A 16,287-nucleotide genomic window follows, 5' to 3' on the forward strand; every position below is an offset into this window, starting at 1 on the left:
CAGTGCCCCGCAGCGCGGGGCGCAGGGGTTAATGGTCCAGGCGCCCGGCGCTGCGCGCCTGGGCTTCCCACTCAGGAACAACCGTATTCAGGAAAGTCTGCTTTTCCTGCGTAAACTGCTGCATATTCATCCCCAGCGCCTGCTGCGCTAGCGCCTTGGTGGAAATATCCGGCAGCGGTACCGCGTCGTTGACGCCGTGGTTAGCCAGCACCCGCACCAGCTGCGTACGCGCATTGGCCGCCTTGTCCAGCGCGGTGCCCAACATCCGTAGCGCGACGTCCGGCGCATGCATATGCACGCCGTGGGAGGCAATAGAGAAGTCCCAGCGCCACTGGGCGTGGCGAATGTCGGTCAGGATCGGCTGCATTTCGGCCTCGCTGGCACCGGCGGCCCAAGCGGCCTTGGCCTCAAAGTGCGCCCGTACTAGCTGATCCTCAACCTTCAGCTTAATCTCATTGACATCCTGCTTGCGCTTGGCCACGGTCTGCTGCAGCGTCGCTTTATCCTGGGTATGACAGGTCCGGCAGGTCTGCTCAAAGCTATCGAATGGATTGCCTATCTTATGGCTGGTGTACAGCTTGCCTTCGGCGTTCTGCACCTTCGGCATATGGCAATCGACGCAGGAGATGTTGTTCTGTCCGTGGATCCCGGCGCGCCAAGTCTCATAATCCGGGTGCTGCGCCTTCAGCATCGGCGCCTTGGAGAGCGGGTTAACCCAGTCGGTAAAGGCAATACCGTCGTAATAGGCCTCGATCTCATCGACGCTGGTGCCCTGATCCCAGGGGAATTTGACGGTTTTATCCTTGCCGGAGAAGTAGTACTCCACGTGGCACTGACCGCATACCATCGACTGCTGATCGATGCGGTTGGCTTTATCGAACGGTTTGCCAATCGCCTCCAGCGCCCGCGCGGCGTAGGGGCGCGACAGCTGCAGGGCCGGTTTGCCGGCGGCAAAGTCATCGGAGGCAGTATTATGGCAGTCGGCACAGCCCAGGGCGTTGACGATCTCCGGCCCGCCGCGCGCCCACATGCCGTGGAAATAGGCCGCTTCTCCCTGCTCCGCGATCACCCGCGCCACGTCCGGACTCTTACAGCTCCAGCAGGCCATCGGCTGAGGCCCATCCTCCGGCTTCATCGGCGCACCAGTGCGCAGGGTCTCGCGCACGTCGGTCAACGCATAGGCGTGGCCGCGCGGCTTGTTATAGTCCTTAGCAAAGGCGTAGCCGGCCCACAGGATCACCAGACGCGGATCCTCCGCCAGCGCATCGCTAAGTTCACTCTGCTCGGCGGTGGCCTTCCAGGAGGCATACTGGTCAGGGTGCGGCGCGGCGAAGCGATCATTGCGCGCCTCGATCTTCGGCGGCGCCTTCTCCGCCGCGGCGGCGGAATCCGCGGCAGCCGCCTGGGCCCCCCCGCCAAACAGCGCCAACGCGGCGCCAATCAAAATACGCTGCAGCGCATTGCTTACCTTAATCATAAGCATTCCATCCAGAGTTATATCCCTGTCGCACACGAGTCATGGCACGCAGGTTATGAGTTATACATCGCACATCCGTGGGCGTAAGGGTGAAAATAGATTCACCAAGTCGATAAAGTAATCCCTACCACCGCCTATCGGGAAATATCACCCGACCACCGGAAAATAAAAAACACCCCACTCCGTGCGCAGCTTAATTTTTATTTGTCACGCCTAGCATGAATAGCAAAAACCAGATAAAAAATATTGTTTTTGATCAACACCGATAAATACCACACAGGGCAAAGGTGTATTCTGTAATTTAAAACACGGAGAAAATGTAACCGAGAATTTGTACAGAGGAATTATGTGGAAATTACGACATAAAGAATAAAATCTATAAAACAAAATCACAATAAATAAAAAATACCCCAATCGGGGTATTTAAATATAATTAAAAATAAATCTGTATTCAGCAGGGAATATAGCATATGTGCAGCTGCTTTTTAGAGATCAGCCCATGCCCATGCGGGCAGAAATAATCAACGGCGCCGCACGCCTTCAGCTCCTGTAGTGGCTGCTGGCACTGGGGACAGCGCGCCTCACGGCGATAGGCCTGACGGCAGGATGGGCAGAAAAAGCGCCCATCCTGCTGCCACTGTAGCTCATGCTGGCACTGCGGACAGCTAGCTTGCATCACACTCTCCTAAATAACGCCCCACTGGCGCAGGAAGTAAAGCCCCAGCGCCGTGGTAAAAAACGATCCCAGGGTGGTAATGGCGATAATATTCGCCGCCAGCGTCGCATTGCCGCCCATAGCCCGGGTCATCACGTAGCTCGCCGCCGCCGTCGGCGTGGCGCTCAGCAGAAAGATCACTCCCAGCGTAACATGGCGGAAACCGCAGAGCCAGGCGCCGCCGGTCAGCAGCAGCGGCACCAGCAGCAGCTTGGCCAGCGAGGCATACCCCGCCACGTTCGAGGCGCCGAACATGGCACGCCAGTCGATGCTGGCGCCGGCGCACAGCAGCGCCAGGGGCAGGGCCATAGCGGACAGAAAGTTGCCGGTCGCGTGTATCACCTGCGGCATCGGCAGACCGGCCGCGCTCCACAGCAGCCCCAGCACGATAGCAATGATCAGCGGATTGCTGACGATCCCACGCAGCATGGTGCGCCAGCCGATCCCACGCTGGCCGTCGCCGTACAGCGAACGCGTCAGGGTGATCACCGACAGGACATTGAACAGGATCACCGTCACCGCCATGTAGAGCGAACCGATGGCAACCCCCTCGCTGCCGTAGGCGCTGGCGCAGTAGGCCAGGCCGACAATCGCCGTATTGGCGCGAAAGCCGCCCTGAACAAAGATCCCCCGCTCACGCGGATCGCATACCAGCCAGCGCGATACCCACTCCAGCAGGAGAAAGCTCAGCAACGTCGCCCCGGCACCATACAGCACAAAGGGCAGATTCTGCCGCAGAGAGGCCTGTGCGGTGGCGATGCTGAAAAACAGCAGGCAGGGCAGCGACAGGTTAAACACCAGCCGGGTCGCACTGTCGCAAAAGCGATCGTCGAGCAGCTGGCAGCGGCGCAGCAGTATGCCGATCAGCAGCATCAGCAGGTTAGGAACGGTAACGCCAAAGGCAAAACTCCAGGTCTCCCAGGACATAGCGCATCCTTGTTACAGGCGGGAAGAATAGCGGGCGGCGCAAGGCACTGACGGGAAGGCACCGCATCGGCGCGCGGCGCCGGGCCGCCGTAAGGACTTACTCACCGGCGGAAACTGCCTGGGGCCCACTCCCGCCGAACGTATCACGCGCGGTCAACATGACCGCCAACGACGCCCAGAACAGGTACGATAAATAGCCTAACATAGGGCCGAGGCAAAAAAAACGGGACACCAATGTGTCCCGCTATTAACGATTACTTCGCCTTTTTCAGGTGGCTCAACAAACGCTTACGCTTACGCATCTGGTTTGGCGTCAAGGTGTTGCGCTTATTGGCGAACGGGTTATCCCCCTCTTTAAACTGAATGCGGATCGGCGTCCCCATCACGTTCAAAGAGCGGCGGAAGTAGTTCATCAGGTAGCGCTTGTAGGAGTCCGGCAGATCCTTCACCTGGTTACCGTGGATCACCACGATCGGCGGGTTATAGCCCCCGGCGTGCGCATACTTCAGCTTCACCCGGCGCCCGCGCACCATCGGCGGCTGATGGTCATCCTGCGCCATGGTCATAATGCGGGTCAGCATCGCGGTGCTGACGCGGCGGGTAGCGCTTTCGTAGGCTTCCTGAATCGATTCGAACAGGTTGCCCACGCCGCTACCGTGCAGGGCGGAGATGAAGTGGATGCGGGCGAAGTCAACGAATCCCAGACGCAGATCCAGCATATCCTTCACCTGCTCTTTGACCTCCAGGCTCAGGCCGTCCCACTTATTGACCACCACCACCAGTGAGCGCCCACTATTGAGGATAAAGCCGAGCAGAGAGAGATCCTGATCGGAGATCCCCTGGCGGGCATCGATCACCAGCAGCACCACGTTGGCATCCTCAATCGCCTGCAGCGTCTTGATGACCGAAAACTTCTCAACGGTATCCGTAACCTTGCCGCGCTTGCGCACCCCGGCGGTGTCGATCAGCACGTATTCGCGCTCGTCACGCTCCATCGGAATATAGATGCTGTCGCGCGTGGTGCCCGGCATGTCATACACCACCACCCGGTCTTCGCCCAGGATGCGGTTGGTCAGCGTGGACTTACCGACGTTGGGACGCCCGACAATCGCAATTTTAATGGGCTGATTGATGGGATCAAACGCCTCTTCCTCCTCCTGCGCCTCGCCGTCGGCTTCCGTCTCCAGCTCCGCCCAGTAGGCCGCGTTCTCCTCTTCCTCGCTCAGCACCGGCGCCGGCGCTTCCTGTGGAATAAACGGGACCAGCGCATCTTCGATAAGCTGGGTCACACCGCGCCCATGGGAGGCCGCGATAGGGTGAACCTCCCCCATCCCCAGGGAATAAAAGTCCCCGACGGCGACCTCGGCGTCAATGCCGTCGGTTTTGTTGGCGACCAGGAACGTCGCCTTATCGCGGCTGCGCAGGTGGCGGGCAATGGCCTCGTCCGCCGGCAGCAGGCCATCGCGGGCATCGACCAGAAACAGCACGATATCGGCCTCTTCAATCGCCATCAACGACTGCTCCGCCATGTGGGTCTCGACCCCGTTTTCGGTGCCGTCGATACCGCCGGTATCGATAATGATAAACTCGTGACCGTTTACTTCAGCACGACCATACTTGCGATCTCGGGTTAATCCGGGGAAGTCGGCGACTAACGCATCGCGGGTGCGCGTCAACCGGTTGAATAAGGTGGATTTCCCCACATTCGGGCGCCCGACTAGCGCGACGACAGGTATCATTGTTGAAGCCTCTATTACGTAATGTCATTCCCCGCCGCCGTCGGCGACGGGGAAATATGCAGAAGACGAAACGGCCCCTGAGGTCATCAGGAGCCGTTCCGGGCGGCGAAAGCCGCCCTATATCATGTTATAAATCAACGAGATATGGCGTAAACTTCACCATCCCGCGCCTGAATAATCAGGTTATCGCCCGCCACCTGTCCAGCGCTGAGCAAGCCGGAGCCGTTCAGCTTCTGCTCAACCACCAGACGACCGTCGTCCGGATTGATCCAGTACAGGTAACCTTCGGCGTCACCGACCACCAGATAGCCACGGTACAGCACCGGCGCCGTTACGCCGCGGTGTAGCAGCTCGCTGTTTTTCCACAGCGCGACGCCGCCGCTGGTGCTCATGGCGGCGACGCGGCCATCCTGATCCACCAGATAAATACGCCCGCCGTCGACGATGATATTATTCACCCCGCCCATATCGCGTTTCCAGACGATCTGGCCAGAACGCAGATCCAGCGCGGACAGGCTGCCGTTGTAGCCCAGGGTATACACCACCCCGTCCACCACCACCGGCGTCATATCGATATCATTCAGGCGATCGATCTCAGTCGCACCGGTCGGCTGAGCCACCCGCTGCTGCCAAATCATCTGCCCCTGCTGCAGCAGCACCGCGCTGACGCGGCCATTGTCACCGCCGACGATAGCGGCGCCATAGGCCACCGCCGGAGCAGATTCACCGCGCAGGGTCAGCGACGGAATATCCAGGCTGATGGTCCACTTGATCGTACCATCGCTCTCATCCAGCGCCTGCAGCATCCCGTTAGAGGTGTGGATCAGCACCAGACCGTCGCTGACCACCGGACGGGAGATCGCCTCGCCGGCTACCGTCGTTTTCCAGGCGACGCTGCCGTCATCGCTGTTCAGCGCATAGACGACCGCGTGCTCAGAGCCGACATAGATCTTGTTGCCGGAGACGGTCAGGCCGCCAGACAGCAGCGCATCGCGACGGGAGAACCAGCCCTCTTTCTCGCCAAGGTTCACCGACCACAGCTTATCGCCGTTTTCGGCGTTCATCGCCATCACCAGCCCCTGACGATCAGCGGCGTAGATATGGTTATCCTGAAACGCCGGACGCAGGTGGGAATAGAAGTCACCGACACCGTTACCGACCGAGCGGCTCCATACCGTCTGCGGCGTAAACTGGTTCTCTACCTGCGGCAACGGGGCCATGACGACCGTATCCGTCTCGCCGCCGAACCAGGAGCATCCGCTCAGCATAGTTGCTGACAGTAAGCCGACCAGGAGCGTTTTACGCAATTGCATCGATTATCCCCTTAGCTGGATAAATTATTCAGTTTCATCCGCAGCAGCGCCTGCAGCGACTGGGAGGCGCTCTCCGCCAGCCCTTTGCTATAGGCCTCACGCGCGCCCTTGGCGTCGCCTTTCTTCAGCAGCACGTCGCCGCGTACATCCTGGGCCAGCGGCTGCCACCCTTTGGCCGTGACGCCATCCAGGGTTTTCAGCGCCGCATCCAGCTGATTTTCCTGCAGCTGTACCCGCGCCAGGCGCAGATCGCTCAGGGACTTCAGATTTTCGTCTTTGGCCTGCCCCGCCGCCCAAACTAGCTGGGCCTGCGCCTTGGCGAAGTCAGACTTCTCTACCTCATACTGCGCCAGCTGCAGCGCCGCCAGTACGCCGTAATTGTTGCCATTCTCTTTGATAAAGGCTGCGCTGAGCGCCACGCCGTCCTGCTTACCACCGCTCAGCGCCTCGCTGGCCAGCTGATAGGACTGGGAAGCCTGCGCCATGTTAGCCTGCTGATGACCAACCCAGTAACGCCAGCCGAGCAGCGCACCGACGCCAATCACCACGCCCACCACCAGCGTCTTGCCATACTCCTGGAAGAAATGGCGGATGGCATCAACCTGTTCGTTCTCTGTGCTATAGACTTCCACTGTTTCCTGCTCCTTAGCCCAACAGGGTCGCCAGCAGCATCGCGGCCTGATCCTGCGCCACGGTCTGCTGTTCACCGCTTGCCAGGCACTTCACGTTCACCTGACCACTCTGTACTTCGCTCTCGCCCAGCACCAGCGCAATGCGGGCGCCCCATTTATCGGCACGGGCAAACTGCTTCTTAAAGTTACCACCGCCGTAGTTGGTCATCAGACGCAGCGTCGGCAGGGCGTCGCGCAGCTGCTCCGCCAGACGCATCGCTGCGCTTTGGGTGCCCTCGCCGGCGGCGATCAGGTAGACATCGACCGTGCGCTGCGGCAGGAAGCCTGGGTTGACCGCCTGAACCAGCAGTACCAGACGCTCCAACCCCATGGCAAAGCCCACCGCCGGCGTCGCATGACCGCCCAGCTGCGCCACCAGACCATCGTAACGGCCCCCAGCGCAGACGGTGCCCTGTGCGCCAAGGCTGGTAGTCACCCACTCAAACACGGTGCGGTTATAGTAATCCAGCCCGCGCACCAGACGCTCGTTGACCGTATAAGCGATCCCGGCGTCATCCAGCAGACGGCACAGGCCGTCGAAGTGTGCGCGGGAGTCGGCGTCCAGATACTCGGACAGGCGCGGCGCCGCGTTCAGCAGCGTCTGTACCTGCGGATTCTTCGAGTCCAGCACGCGCAGCGGATTGCTGTACATGCGACGCTGGCAGTCCTCATCCAGCAGATCCTTATACTGTTCCAGGTAGGTGACCAGGGCGTCGCGGTAGGCGGCGCGCGCCTCCAGCGAACCGATGGAGTTCAGCTCCAGCGCGACGTGATCGGCAATCCCCAACGTCTTCCACCAACGGGCGGTCATCATGATGATTTCCGCGTCGATATCGGGACCGGCCAGGCCGAACACCTCCGCCCCCAGCTGATGAAACTGGCGGTAGCGCCCCTTCTGCGGGCGTTCGTGGCGGAACATCGGCCCGATGTACCACAAACGCTGCTCCTGATTGTACAGCAGACCATGCTCGATGCCGGCGCGCACGCAGCCAGCGGTGCCTTCCGGACGCAGGGTCAGGCTGTCGCCGTTGCGATCCTCGAAGGTATACATTTCTTTTTCAACGACATCGGTCACTTCACCGATGGCGCGTTTGAATAACGGGGTCTGCTCTACAATCGGCAAACGGATTTCGCTGTAGCCGTAGCTGGCCAGCACCTGCTTAAGCGCCGCTTCAATCGGCTGCCACAGCGCCGTATCTGCCGGCAAATAGTCGTTCATGCCACGAATGGCCTGGATATTCTTAGCCACGTCAACTCTCTATGTAATTTGCAAAAACTGGCCCGATTATAGAGGGATTCACGGCCCCTCTTCAACGCGGGCAAACAGCGGCGGCGCCAGAACGCGCCGCCCGTCATCACCGCTCGTCCAGCGTCGTGACGCCAATGCGCATCTTTTCATCCAGCATGGCGGCCTTGGCGCGGATCTTCGCCTCCAGCAGATCGATGATCGCATCGTTATCAAAGCGCTCCTTCTGACGGACTCCGTCCTCATAGAAGCCGCTCTTATTGTGTCCGCCGGTCACGCCCAGGGTTGAGACCAGCGCCTCACCCGGCCCGTTGACCACGCAGCCGATGATCGATACATCCATCGGCGTGATGATATCTTCCAGGCGCTGCTCCAGCGCATTCACCGTTCCGATCACATCAAACTCCTGGCGGGAGCAGGTCGGACAGGCGATAAAGTTGATCCCGCGCGAGCGGATGCGCAGCGACTTAAGGATGTCGAACCCGACCTTGACCTCTTCCACCGGATCGGCGGCCAACGATACGCGCAGGGTATCGCCGATCCCCTCTGCCAACAGCATCCCCAGGCCGATGGCGGACTTCACCGAGCCGCTGCGTGCGCCGCCGGCCTCGGTAATCCCCAGATGCAGCGGCTGATCGATACGCGCCGCCAGCAGGCGGTAGGCGTCAACCGCCAGAAATACATCGGAGGCCTTCACGCTCACCTTAAACTGGTCAAAGTTGAGGCGATCCAGAATATCGACATGGCGCATGGCCGACTCCAGCAGCGCCTGCGGGGTCGGCTCACCGTACTTCTCCTGGATGTCCTTCTCCAGCGATCCGGCGTTAACGCCGATGCGGATAGGAATGCCGCGATCGCGCGCGCAGTCGACCACCGAACGGATCCGGCTCTCATTGCCGATATTGCCCGGATTGATGCGCAGACAGTCTACGCCGTACTCCGCAACCTTCAGCGCAATACGGTAGTCAAAGTGGATATCGGCCACCAGCGGCACCTGCGCCTGCTGTTTGATCAGCCGGAACGCCTCGGCCGCCTCCATGGTGGGCACCGATACGCGCACGATATCCACCCCGACCCGCTCCAGTGCGCGGATCTGCGCCACCGTCGCATCGACGTCGGTGGTGCGGGTGTTGGTCATGGACTGGACGGCGATAGGGGCGCCGTCGCCGATCGGCACGCTGCCGACATGAATACGCGTCGATTTACGGCGCTTAATGGGGGATGCACTATGCATGACTTCTCTCCGCCCTTGCCGTAGCTCAGTTAGCCGCCGCAGGCTGCGCGTCTAACGTCAAACGGGCAACCTGGCTTGACTTGATAAAACGACTCAGATCAACGGGCTTACCCAGATACTGGATCTGCACCGCCGCCGGCGCCCCGATCTTCAGGCGATAGGGAGCCTTACCGGCCAAATCGAGTTTACCGCCGGCGCGCTGCAGCCCGCTGAACAGGACCTTGCCGCTGGCATCGCGCACTTCCAGCCAGCAGTCGGCGCTGAAATGCATCGCCAACGGGCTCGCAGAGGCTTCGCCCGCGCTGCCCGGGGCCACGCTCGCGGCGGCAGTCGGCAGGGCCGCGCCGGAAAGCGGCGCTACGTCAGCCTGGCTCGGTGCGACCACGGCATTGTTCTGCGCCGCGGTCGGCCCGTTATTCTGCACCGCCGCCGGAGCGGCAGCCTCAGGCGCTGCAGCGTGAGCCGCCACAGATGCGGCAGGCGTCGTCGCCGGCGCAGTATGGTTAGCGTCCGCAGCGGACGGCGCCGCGGCGCTATCGCCGGCGGTCGTCGACGCAGAGGATGGCGATGCCGCGGACAGATCGACCGGCTGAGCATCCTGCTGCTTCGCCAGCTGAGCCGACGACTCATCGGCCATTTCCACGATATCCTGCTGCTGGGCTTTATGGTTTTGCCACCACCAGGATCCGGTAATGCCGATCACCACAAAGATCACCAGCCAGGTAAAGGTCATCAGCCAGCCTTCGCGCTTCTTACGCTTTTTGCCCAGCGAAAAGCTCTGCATTGGTGCCATTTTTACCGCCCGAACAGGGGCTTGTTTGGCTAACAGCGGGGCGATCTCCTGCTCGGGGATCTGCACCAGCTTGGCGTAGGAGCGGATATAGCCGCGGACAAAGGTCGATACCAGACCATCCGGGGCCTTGTCTTCTTCAATATCGCGTACGGTTGAGAGCTTCAGGCACAGGCGTTCGGCCACCTGCTGCTGGGTGAGTCCTAAACGCTCGCGGCCCTGGCGCAGACGCTCGCCGGTGCTCATCGGTGCTGCTTGATCTTGGGAGGCTTCAGTATTCATTCGCTAGGAACTGCTGGTACTGTTGGGATTGTGGAAAATTTCGCGCCAGTTGCTTGCCATAACGTTCGAGATTCGTCTGGCGCCCATCTAACGCAGCGAAACGGATTTGTAACCATAAACTATCGGCGCTGGCCGGTAAAATATGATTGTAAACATCCAACATCAATCGTGCATCCGTGCGGTCACCCTGTTGTAACGCCCGTGCGGCGTCGCCCAGCAGACGCGTCCCCTGCTGCGGATCGGCCTTTAACGCGCGGGCAAATAGCCTGCGGGCTTCATCAGGCCGATCGGCCCGCAAAAAGCAGGTCCCCGCGCTAAAAAAAGCCTCGGCGACCCAGCCGTCGTCCGGCAGGCGCGCTGCAGCGTTAAACTGTTGTTGCGCCGCTACATACTGCCCTAAACTGCAGAGAAACGCACCGTAATTATTCACGACGCTGCCGTTGTCCGGCGCCAGCGCCAGCGCCTGGCGATAACTTTGCGCGGCCGCCTGCGGCTGACCGCTCAGCTGCTGATAGCGCGCCGTCAGCAGCGGGCGCCGATAGTCGCCGGGTGCCGCGGCGGGCAGCTGCGCTAACGCCTGCTGCGCCAGGGCGGCATCGCCGCGATCGAGCGCCGCCTGCGCCCGCGCCTCCGGCGACAGGGCGAGCGCATCGGCCGCTGCCGCGCTCGGTGCCTCCGGGGTATCGGCACACCCGAAGAGCAGCAGCGTTACGCTTGCGCACATCGTCGCCGTCGTCGTTTTCATCCCTTGCTCCGCTACGTCCGTGTGCGGGTCAGCCGATGTCTGGCGCTGCGCCGCCGTCGCCGGCGGCCGTTCGTCTCTACATCAGACTTCACGCACGTTGATAGGTTCCCCTGCCGCTTGCTTCTTCAGGGTCCGTTTGGTTCGGTCGATCACCTCACCCGCCAGCTGACCGCAGGCGGCATCGATATCGTCGCCGCGCGTCTTACGCACGATAACGGTAAAGCCATACTCCATCAGCACCTTGGAGAAACGATCGATACGGCTGTTGGAGCTGCGACCAAAAGGCGCTCCCGGGAAAGGGTTCCACGGGATCAGGTTGATCTTGCACGGCGTATCCTTCAGGCACTCCGCCAGCTGGTGCGCATGCTCCGTACCGTCGTTGATATGATCCAGCATCACATACTCTACCGTCACCCGCCCCTGATTGGCGTTGGACTTCTCCAGGTAGCGGCGAACCGATCCCAGGAACATATCGATATTGTACTTGCGGTTGATCGGTACGATCTCATCGCGGATCGCATCGTTCGGCGCATGCAGCGAGATCGCCAGCGCCACGTCGATCATATCGCCCAGCTTATCCAGCGCCGGCACCACGCCGGAGGTGGACAGGGTGACGCGACGCTTGGAAAGACCGAAGCCAAAATCATCCAGCATAATCTCCATCGCCGGGATCACGTTGGTCAGGTTGAGCAGCGGCTCCCCCATCCCCATCATCACCACGTTGGTGATCGGACGGTTGCCGGTCACCTTCTGCGCGCCGATGATTTTTGCCGCGCGCCAGACCTGGCCGATGATCTCCGAAACCCGCAGGTTACGGTTAAAGCCCTGCTGGGCCGTCGAACAGAATTTGCACTCCAACGCGCAGCCCACCTGGGACGAGACGCACAGGGTGGCCCGATCGTCTTCCGGAATATAGACCGTCTCTACCCGCTGATCGCCCACCTGCAGCGCCCACTTGATGGTGCCGTCAGAGGAGCGCTGCTCAACCGCCACCTCCGGCGCACGGATTTCCGCCACCTGCTTGAGCTTAGCACGCAATACCTTGTTGATGTCGGTCATCGCGTCAAAGTCATCGCAGCAGTAGTGGTAGATCCATTTCATGATCTGATCGGCGCGGAACGGCTTTTCGCCCATCTGGATGAAAAACTCGCGCATTTGCCTGCGATCCAGATCGAGCAGGTTAATTTTTTCCGGCGCCTGAGAAGCGCACGGCGCGGCGTCAGCAGAAACGGGCGTTACATGAATATCAGACAAGGGAGACTCGATGGCAGTGGCATCGGGCGCAGCGCCCGGATGCGATAAAGGATTCTTGGACATAAAATGGACAGGCCTCGTTGTTACACTTTGCGGCTCGTTGCCCCCCGCCCGACGGGCGGAGAGGACAGAAACTGGCATACAATAACGCCCCGGAGAAAACGCGGGGCGGCATATTGTACCTACTCTCGCCCGCCGATGCCATGGCGATAATGCACCCAGGCGGGATTTTGGCGCGCGGACGGGGCGCTCAGCGGGTGCGCGGGCAGAGGTCGCCGGCGCTGAAGAAATAGGCGATTTCGCGTTCGGCAGAGGCCGGAGAGTCAGAGCCGTGCACCGCGTTCTCCGTCAGGCTATCGGCATAGTCTGCGCGCAGCGTACCGGCCAGCGCGTTTTCTGGATTCGTGGCTCCCATGATCTCACGGTTACGGCGCACCGCATCGTTACCCTCCAGCACCTGCACCATGATCGGGCCGGAGGTCATGAAGGTCACCAGGCCGTCAAAGAAGGGGCGCCCGCGGTGCTCGGCGTAAAAGCCTTCCGCCTGCTCGCGCGTCAGGTGCACCATTTTGGCGGCGACGATCTTCAGGCCAGCAGACTCAAAGCGTGCGTAGATGACGCCGATGGCATTTTTGGCCACTGCGTTCGGTTTTACGATGGAAAAGGTACGTTCTAAGGTCATGTCTACCCCTGTCAGACAGCTTTAATCAACATCCGCGCGGGATTCTACGGCGCAACAGCGACGGAAGAAAGCCACCCGGTCATGCCAACACCATGAGCTGGCGGAAGATTTTACTTACGCTTATCGCTACCGATGATGCCCAGTCGGCCCGTTGCCCGCCCGGCGGGGCGCGCAGACTGGCGAATTCGATTATAAGAGGGCGCCGCGGGGTTGCCTATGGTAATGACGTTAATTTGTTAAAAAGATATGAATATTTTGATGCCTACCGCAGGGCGCTCTCCCGGCGGTAGGCGGAGGATGGGTCTGACGGACTAGCGTCTCGTCGCAATGGCGTTGCGCAGCCAGCCGCCCCAGCGCCGCTGATACAGCGGCGTCACGTGGGTGCGCAGGTAGTCGGCCAGCGGATCCTGTGCATCACGGCGAAGGCAGCAGACGTCGATCGCGTCATCCTGATCCAGCAGGGCGCTGGCTAGGGTGCCCGCCTCGCGGATCAGCGCCTGATGCGCGGCCGCATCGTTTCCCTCCAGCTCCAGCGCCAGCAGCAGCACCGGCTGCGCGTCGCAGAGCGGATCCTGAAAATGCGCCAGCCAGGCGCTCCGCACCAGATTGCGCTGGCCGCACAGGACGGTCAGCCCGCTCTGCAGGGCCTCCGGTGTCCGCTCCAGCGGCCCGACGCGGATCGCGGCGCCGCCGTCGATCGACAACGTCTGCGGCTGTGCCATGCCGCCGCTCTCCAGCAGCATCGCCACCTCCTGCGGGTAGAAGGCCTTGCCCGCCTCCGCGCGGGGATTTAAAAACAGCGTCTCGCCGCGAGTCAGAGCGAACAGTTCGCGGACCGGCAGCGCGTGCCAAGACGCGGGACCGCCGTCCGTCAGCGCCTGTTGTAGACGCGCCGGCGTAGAGAAAAAGGGGATCACCCGCGTGCCGTCCTCCATTTCCCAGTGTTCGATCGCCAGCATATCGTCGTCCGCCTCCGCCATCGCGTCACCCCGAGCCGGAAGATAGACCGTCGACGACAGCAGCGCACGGTAAAACAGCGCCAGATAGGCCGGATCGGCCGCTGCCTGGGTCAGGCTGGATTCGAGCCGCTGTTCGGGGGTATCGTGATGGTGATCGTGCTCATGCTGACGATCATCGTGATCGGGGGGGGTATCGCAGGTACTCACCGTCATCTCTCCTGTTTCCGTATTTCCTTGGCCGATGCAGGCTCCGCCGTGCGGCGGAGCCATAATGTCAACGTCAGCAGCGCCCGGCCTGCGTCAACAGCAGGCGCGCCAGCGTCCGTACGCCGATGCCGGTCGCCCCGGTGGACCACTGATCCACCGCCGCCTTACGGTAGGTGGCGCTGCAGTCAATGTGCAGCCAGCCCTGCCGGTAGTCAGTGACGAAGTGCGACAGGAAGGCCGCCGCCGTACTGGCGCCGGCCGAGTGCGCCGCGCCGGCCACGTTGCTGAGATCGGCAAAGGCGGAGGGCAGCTGACTACGGTGAAACTCCGCCAGCGGCAGACGCCAGAACAGCTCATCTTCCTGAGTCGCACTCTCCTGCAGCGCCGCCGCCAGCGCATCGTCAAAGGAAAACAGCGCATGGTAGTCGCCGCCGACCGCGGTCTTGGCCGCGCCGGTCAGAGTCGCGCAGTCGATGATCATGCGCGGCGCCTGACGCGAGGCATCGATCAGGCCATCGGCCAGCACCAGGCGCCCTTCGGCATCGGTATTCATAATCTCAACCCGTTTGCCGTTGCGATACGAAATGATATCGCCCAGTTTGAACGCGTTGCCGCTGACCAGGTTATCCGCGCAGCACAGGTAGAGTTTGACCCGCGCCTGCAGCCCCTGCGCGATCGCCAGCGCCAGAGCGCCGGTCACCAGCGCCGCACCGCCCATGTCCGACTTCATGGCATCCATGAAGGCCGTCTGCTTCAGGCTATAGCCGCCGGAGTCAAAGGTGATCCCCTTCCCAACCAGGCAGGCCAGCACCGGTGTATCAGACTTACCGCCGGGATTATAATCCAGCTCCAGCAGCGCCGGCGCGCGCGCAGAGCCGCGGCCAACGCTGTGCAGCCCCATATAGCCCTGCTCGCGCAGATCGTCACCCTTAATGATGCGGTAGTGAATGCTGTCGCAGGCCTGTGCGCACAGCAGATCGACCGCGCGCTGCGCCAGCTGAGTCGGCCCCAGGTTTTCCGCCGGGAGATTGATGGTGTCGCGCACCCAGTCGATATTCAGCAGGCGGCGATCCAGCTCGGCGCGATCGGCGGCGCTCAGCGCAGGCCACTGCACGTGCTGCCCGCCCTTCGGATTGCGAAAGCCCTGCCAAAACGCCCAGCAGACGCTCAGGCTCCACGACGTCCCCTGCAGAGAGACCTGCTTCATCCCCTGGGTATCCAGGCGGCGCGCGGCGCGCTGAACCGCCCCGAGGTCCAGCGGCTCTCCGGCATGAATGGTCATCCCCTGAGCGTCCGCGCTCAGCAGCGCATCGCTGCCCCAGCGCATATCCGCGCACTGACTTGATAAATGGACCGGCATCAATTCATTGGTCATACGTGTTCTCCCGCTTGCTTCGCGGCCCCCCGCGAACGGACGTCGCGGGCGGTCTATAGTAAAAAGCCACCCCTACGGGTGGCTTGCCCGGGCCGACTCCCGCGCCGAACTCAACGACGGGGGAGGCCCCTCTCACTCTGCCTCATCTAACCAGACCAGCAGGATGGCTTCCAGAATTTTTTCACTGGAGGCGCCCGGATCGTCATCAAAATCATCCAGACTGCAGATCCAGCGGTGCAGATCGGTAAAGCGCACGCTCTGTGGGGAGACGTCCGGATACGCGTCATATAGCGCCTCGCCGATGGCGCGGCTATCGTGCCACTTCAGTCCCACCTCAGTGCTCCCGCGCATGGTTAACGGTATAGCGCGGGATCTCGACCACCAGATCCTCATCCGCGACCCGCGCCTGGCAGCTCAGGCGACTTTCCGGCTCCAGACCCCAGGCCTTGTCCAGCATGTCATCCTCCAGCTCGCTGCTCTCCGCAAGGGAGTCAAAGCCTTCGCGGACGATGCAGTGACAGGTGGTGCAGGCGCAGGACTTCTCGCAGGCATGTTCGATTTCAATCCCGTTACGCAGCGCGGCGTCCAGGATCGTTTCGCCTTCCTGGGCCTCGATCACCGCCCCGTCCGGGCAATGTTCCTGATTGGGCAGAAATACGATTTTTGGCATG

At 61.4% G+C, this 16,287-nt stretch carries 16 protein-coding genes; all 16 read right to left on the minus strand.

Annotated elements, in window-relative coordinates; genetic code table 11:
* Nucleotides 1-28: 28 nt before the first annotated feature.
* The 16 genes from nrfA to fdx all read right to left on the minus strand — a co-directional run bounded on the left by nrfA (nucleotide 29) and on the right by fdx (nucleotide 16,286).
* Entirely contained in the window at nucleotides 29-1,477 is a 1,449-nt protein-coding gene (gene nrfA / locus ETEE_RS04400) for an ammonia-forming nitrite reductase cytochrome c552 subunit (RefSeq protein ID WP_034165380.1), read from the minus strand.
* A gap of 451 nt (nucleotides 1,478-1,928) precedes the next feature.
* Nucleotides 1,929-2,153: a zinc ribbon domain-containing protein gene (locus tag ETEE_RS04405; RefSeq protein WP_034165381.1), complete on the minus strand. Its 225-nt coding sequence runs from the start codon at nucleotides 2,151-2,153 to the stop codon at nucleotides 1,929-1,931.
* A 9-nt stretch (nucleotides 2,154-2,162) separates the two neighbouring features.
* Nucleotides 2,163-3,119, minus strand: a complete 957-nt coding sequence (locus tag ETEE_RS04410) for an AEC family transporter (RefSeq protein ID WP_034165383.1) — start codon at nucleotides 3,117-3,119, stop codon at nucleotides 2,163-2,165.
* 254 nt (nucleotides 3,120-3,373) lie between these two features.
* Entirely contained in the window at nucleotides 3,374-4,858 is a 1,485-nt protein-coding gene (der, locus tag ETEE_RS04415) for a ribosome biogenesis GTPase Der (RefSeq protein ID WP_034165384.1), read from the minus strand.
* A 134-nt stretch (nucleotides 4,859-4,992) separates the two neighbouring features.
* Nucleotides 4,993-6,171 (minus strand): outer membrane protein assembly factor BamB, encoded by a 1,179-nt coding sequence (bamB, locus tag ETEE_RS04420; RefSeq protein WP_034165385.1) that lies wholly within the window; start codon nucleotides 6,169-6,171, stop codon nucleotides 4,993-4,995.
* 11 nt (nucleotides 6,172-6,182) lie between these two features.
* Nucleotides 6,183-6,803 (minus strand): YfgM family protein, encoded by a 621-nt coding sequence (locus tag ETEE_RS04425; RefSeq protein WP_034165386.1) that lies wholly within the window; start codon nucleotides 6,801-6,803, stop codon nucleotides 6,183-6,185.
* A gap of 13 nt (nucleotides 6,804-6,816) precedes the next feature.
* On the minus strand, nucleotides 6,817-8,091 hold the full coding sequence (gene hisS / locus ETEE_RS04430) for a histidine--tRNA ligase (protein ID WP_034165387.1): 1,275 nt from the start codon (nucleotides 8,089-8,091) through the stop codon (nucleotides 6,817-6,819).
* Nucleotides 8,092-8,197: 106 nt separating this feature from the next.
* Nucleotides 8,198-9,322, minus strand: a complete 1,125-nt coding sequence (ispG, locus tag ETEE_RS04435; protein WP_034165388.1) for a flavodoxin-dependent (E)-4-hydroxy-3-methylbut-2-enyl-diphosphate synthase — start codon at nucleotides 9,320-9,322, stop codon at nucleotides 8,198-8,200.
* A 25-nt stretch (nucleotides 9,323-9,347) separates the two neighbouring features.
* Entirely contained in the window at nucleotides 9,348-10,394 is a 1,047-nt protein-coding gene (gene rodZ, locus ETEE_RS04440) for a cytoskeleton protein RodZ (RefSeq protein WP_071881888.1), read from the minus strand.
* Nucleotides 10,384-11,139 carry a type IV pilus biogenesis/stability protein PilW gene (gene pilW, locus ETEE_RS04445; RefSeq protein ID WP_034165392.1) on the minus strand — a complete coding sequence of 252 codons (756 nt, stop codon included), beginning with the start codon at nucleotides 11,137-11,139 and terminating at the stop codon, nucleotides 10,384-10,386. The genes rodZ and pilW overlap by 11 nt, the downstream gene beginning before the upstream one ends.
* An 81-nt stretch (nucleotides 11,140-11,220) precedes the next feature.
* The gene (rlmN, locus tag ETEE_RS04450; protein ID WP_174434929.1) at nucleotides 11,221-12,393 is read right to left on the minus strand and encodes a dual-specificity RNA methyltransferase RlmN; all 1,173 of its coding nucleotides are present in this window, start codon (nucleotides 12,391-12,393) and stop codon (nucleotides 11,221-11,223) included.
* 250 nt (nucleotides 12,394-12,643) lie between these two features.
* Nucleotides 12,644-13,075, minus strand: a complete 432-nt coding sequence (ndk, locus tag ETEE_RS04455; RefSeq protein ID WP_034165394.1) for a nucleoside-diphosphate kinase — start codon at nucleotides 13,073-13,075, stop codon at nucleotides 12,644-12,646.
* A 311-nt stretch (nucleotides 13,076-13,386) separates the two neighbouring features.
* On the minus strand, nucleotides 13,387-14,247 hold the full coding sequence (locus ETEE_RS04460; protein WP_034165395.1) for an enhanced serine sensitivity protein SseB C-terminal domain-containing protein: 861 nt from the start codon (nucleotides 14,245-14,247) through the stop codon (nucleotides 13,387-13,389).
* 67 nt (nucleotides 14,248-14,314) lie between these two features.
* A complete protein-coding gene (pepB, locus tag ETEE_RS04465) occupies nucleotides 14,315-15,616 on the minus strand; it encodes an aminopeptidase PepB (RefSeq protein ID WP_034165396.1) in 1,302 nt (433 codons plus the stop codon).
* Between the two features lie 132 nt (nucleotides 15,617-15,748).
* On the minus strand, nucleotides 15,749-15,949 hold the full coding sequence (gene iscX, locus ETEE_RS04470; RefSeq protein WP_034165412.1) for a Fe-S cluster assembly protein IscX: 201 nt from the start codon (nucleotides 15,947-15,949) through the stop codon (nucleotides 15,749-15,751).
* A 1-nt stretch (nucleotide 15,950) separates the two neighbouring features.
* Nucleotides 15,951-16,286, minus strand: a complete 336-nt coding sequence (gene fdx / locus ETEE_RS04475) for an ISC system 2Fe-2S type ferredoxin (protein WP_034165398.1) — start codon at nucleotides 16,284-16,286, stop codon at nucleotides 15,951-15,953.
* Between the last annotated feature and the right edge of the window lies 1 nt (nucleotide 16,287).

The sequence above is a fragment of the Edwardsiella anguillarum ET080813 genome (genome assembly GCF_000264765.2).
GTDB classification, from domain to species: domain Bacteria; phylum Pseudomonadota; class Gammaproteobacteria; order Enterobacterales; family Enterobacteriaceae; genus Edwardsiella; species Edwardsiella anguillarum.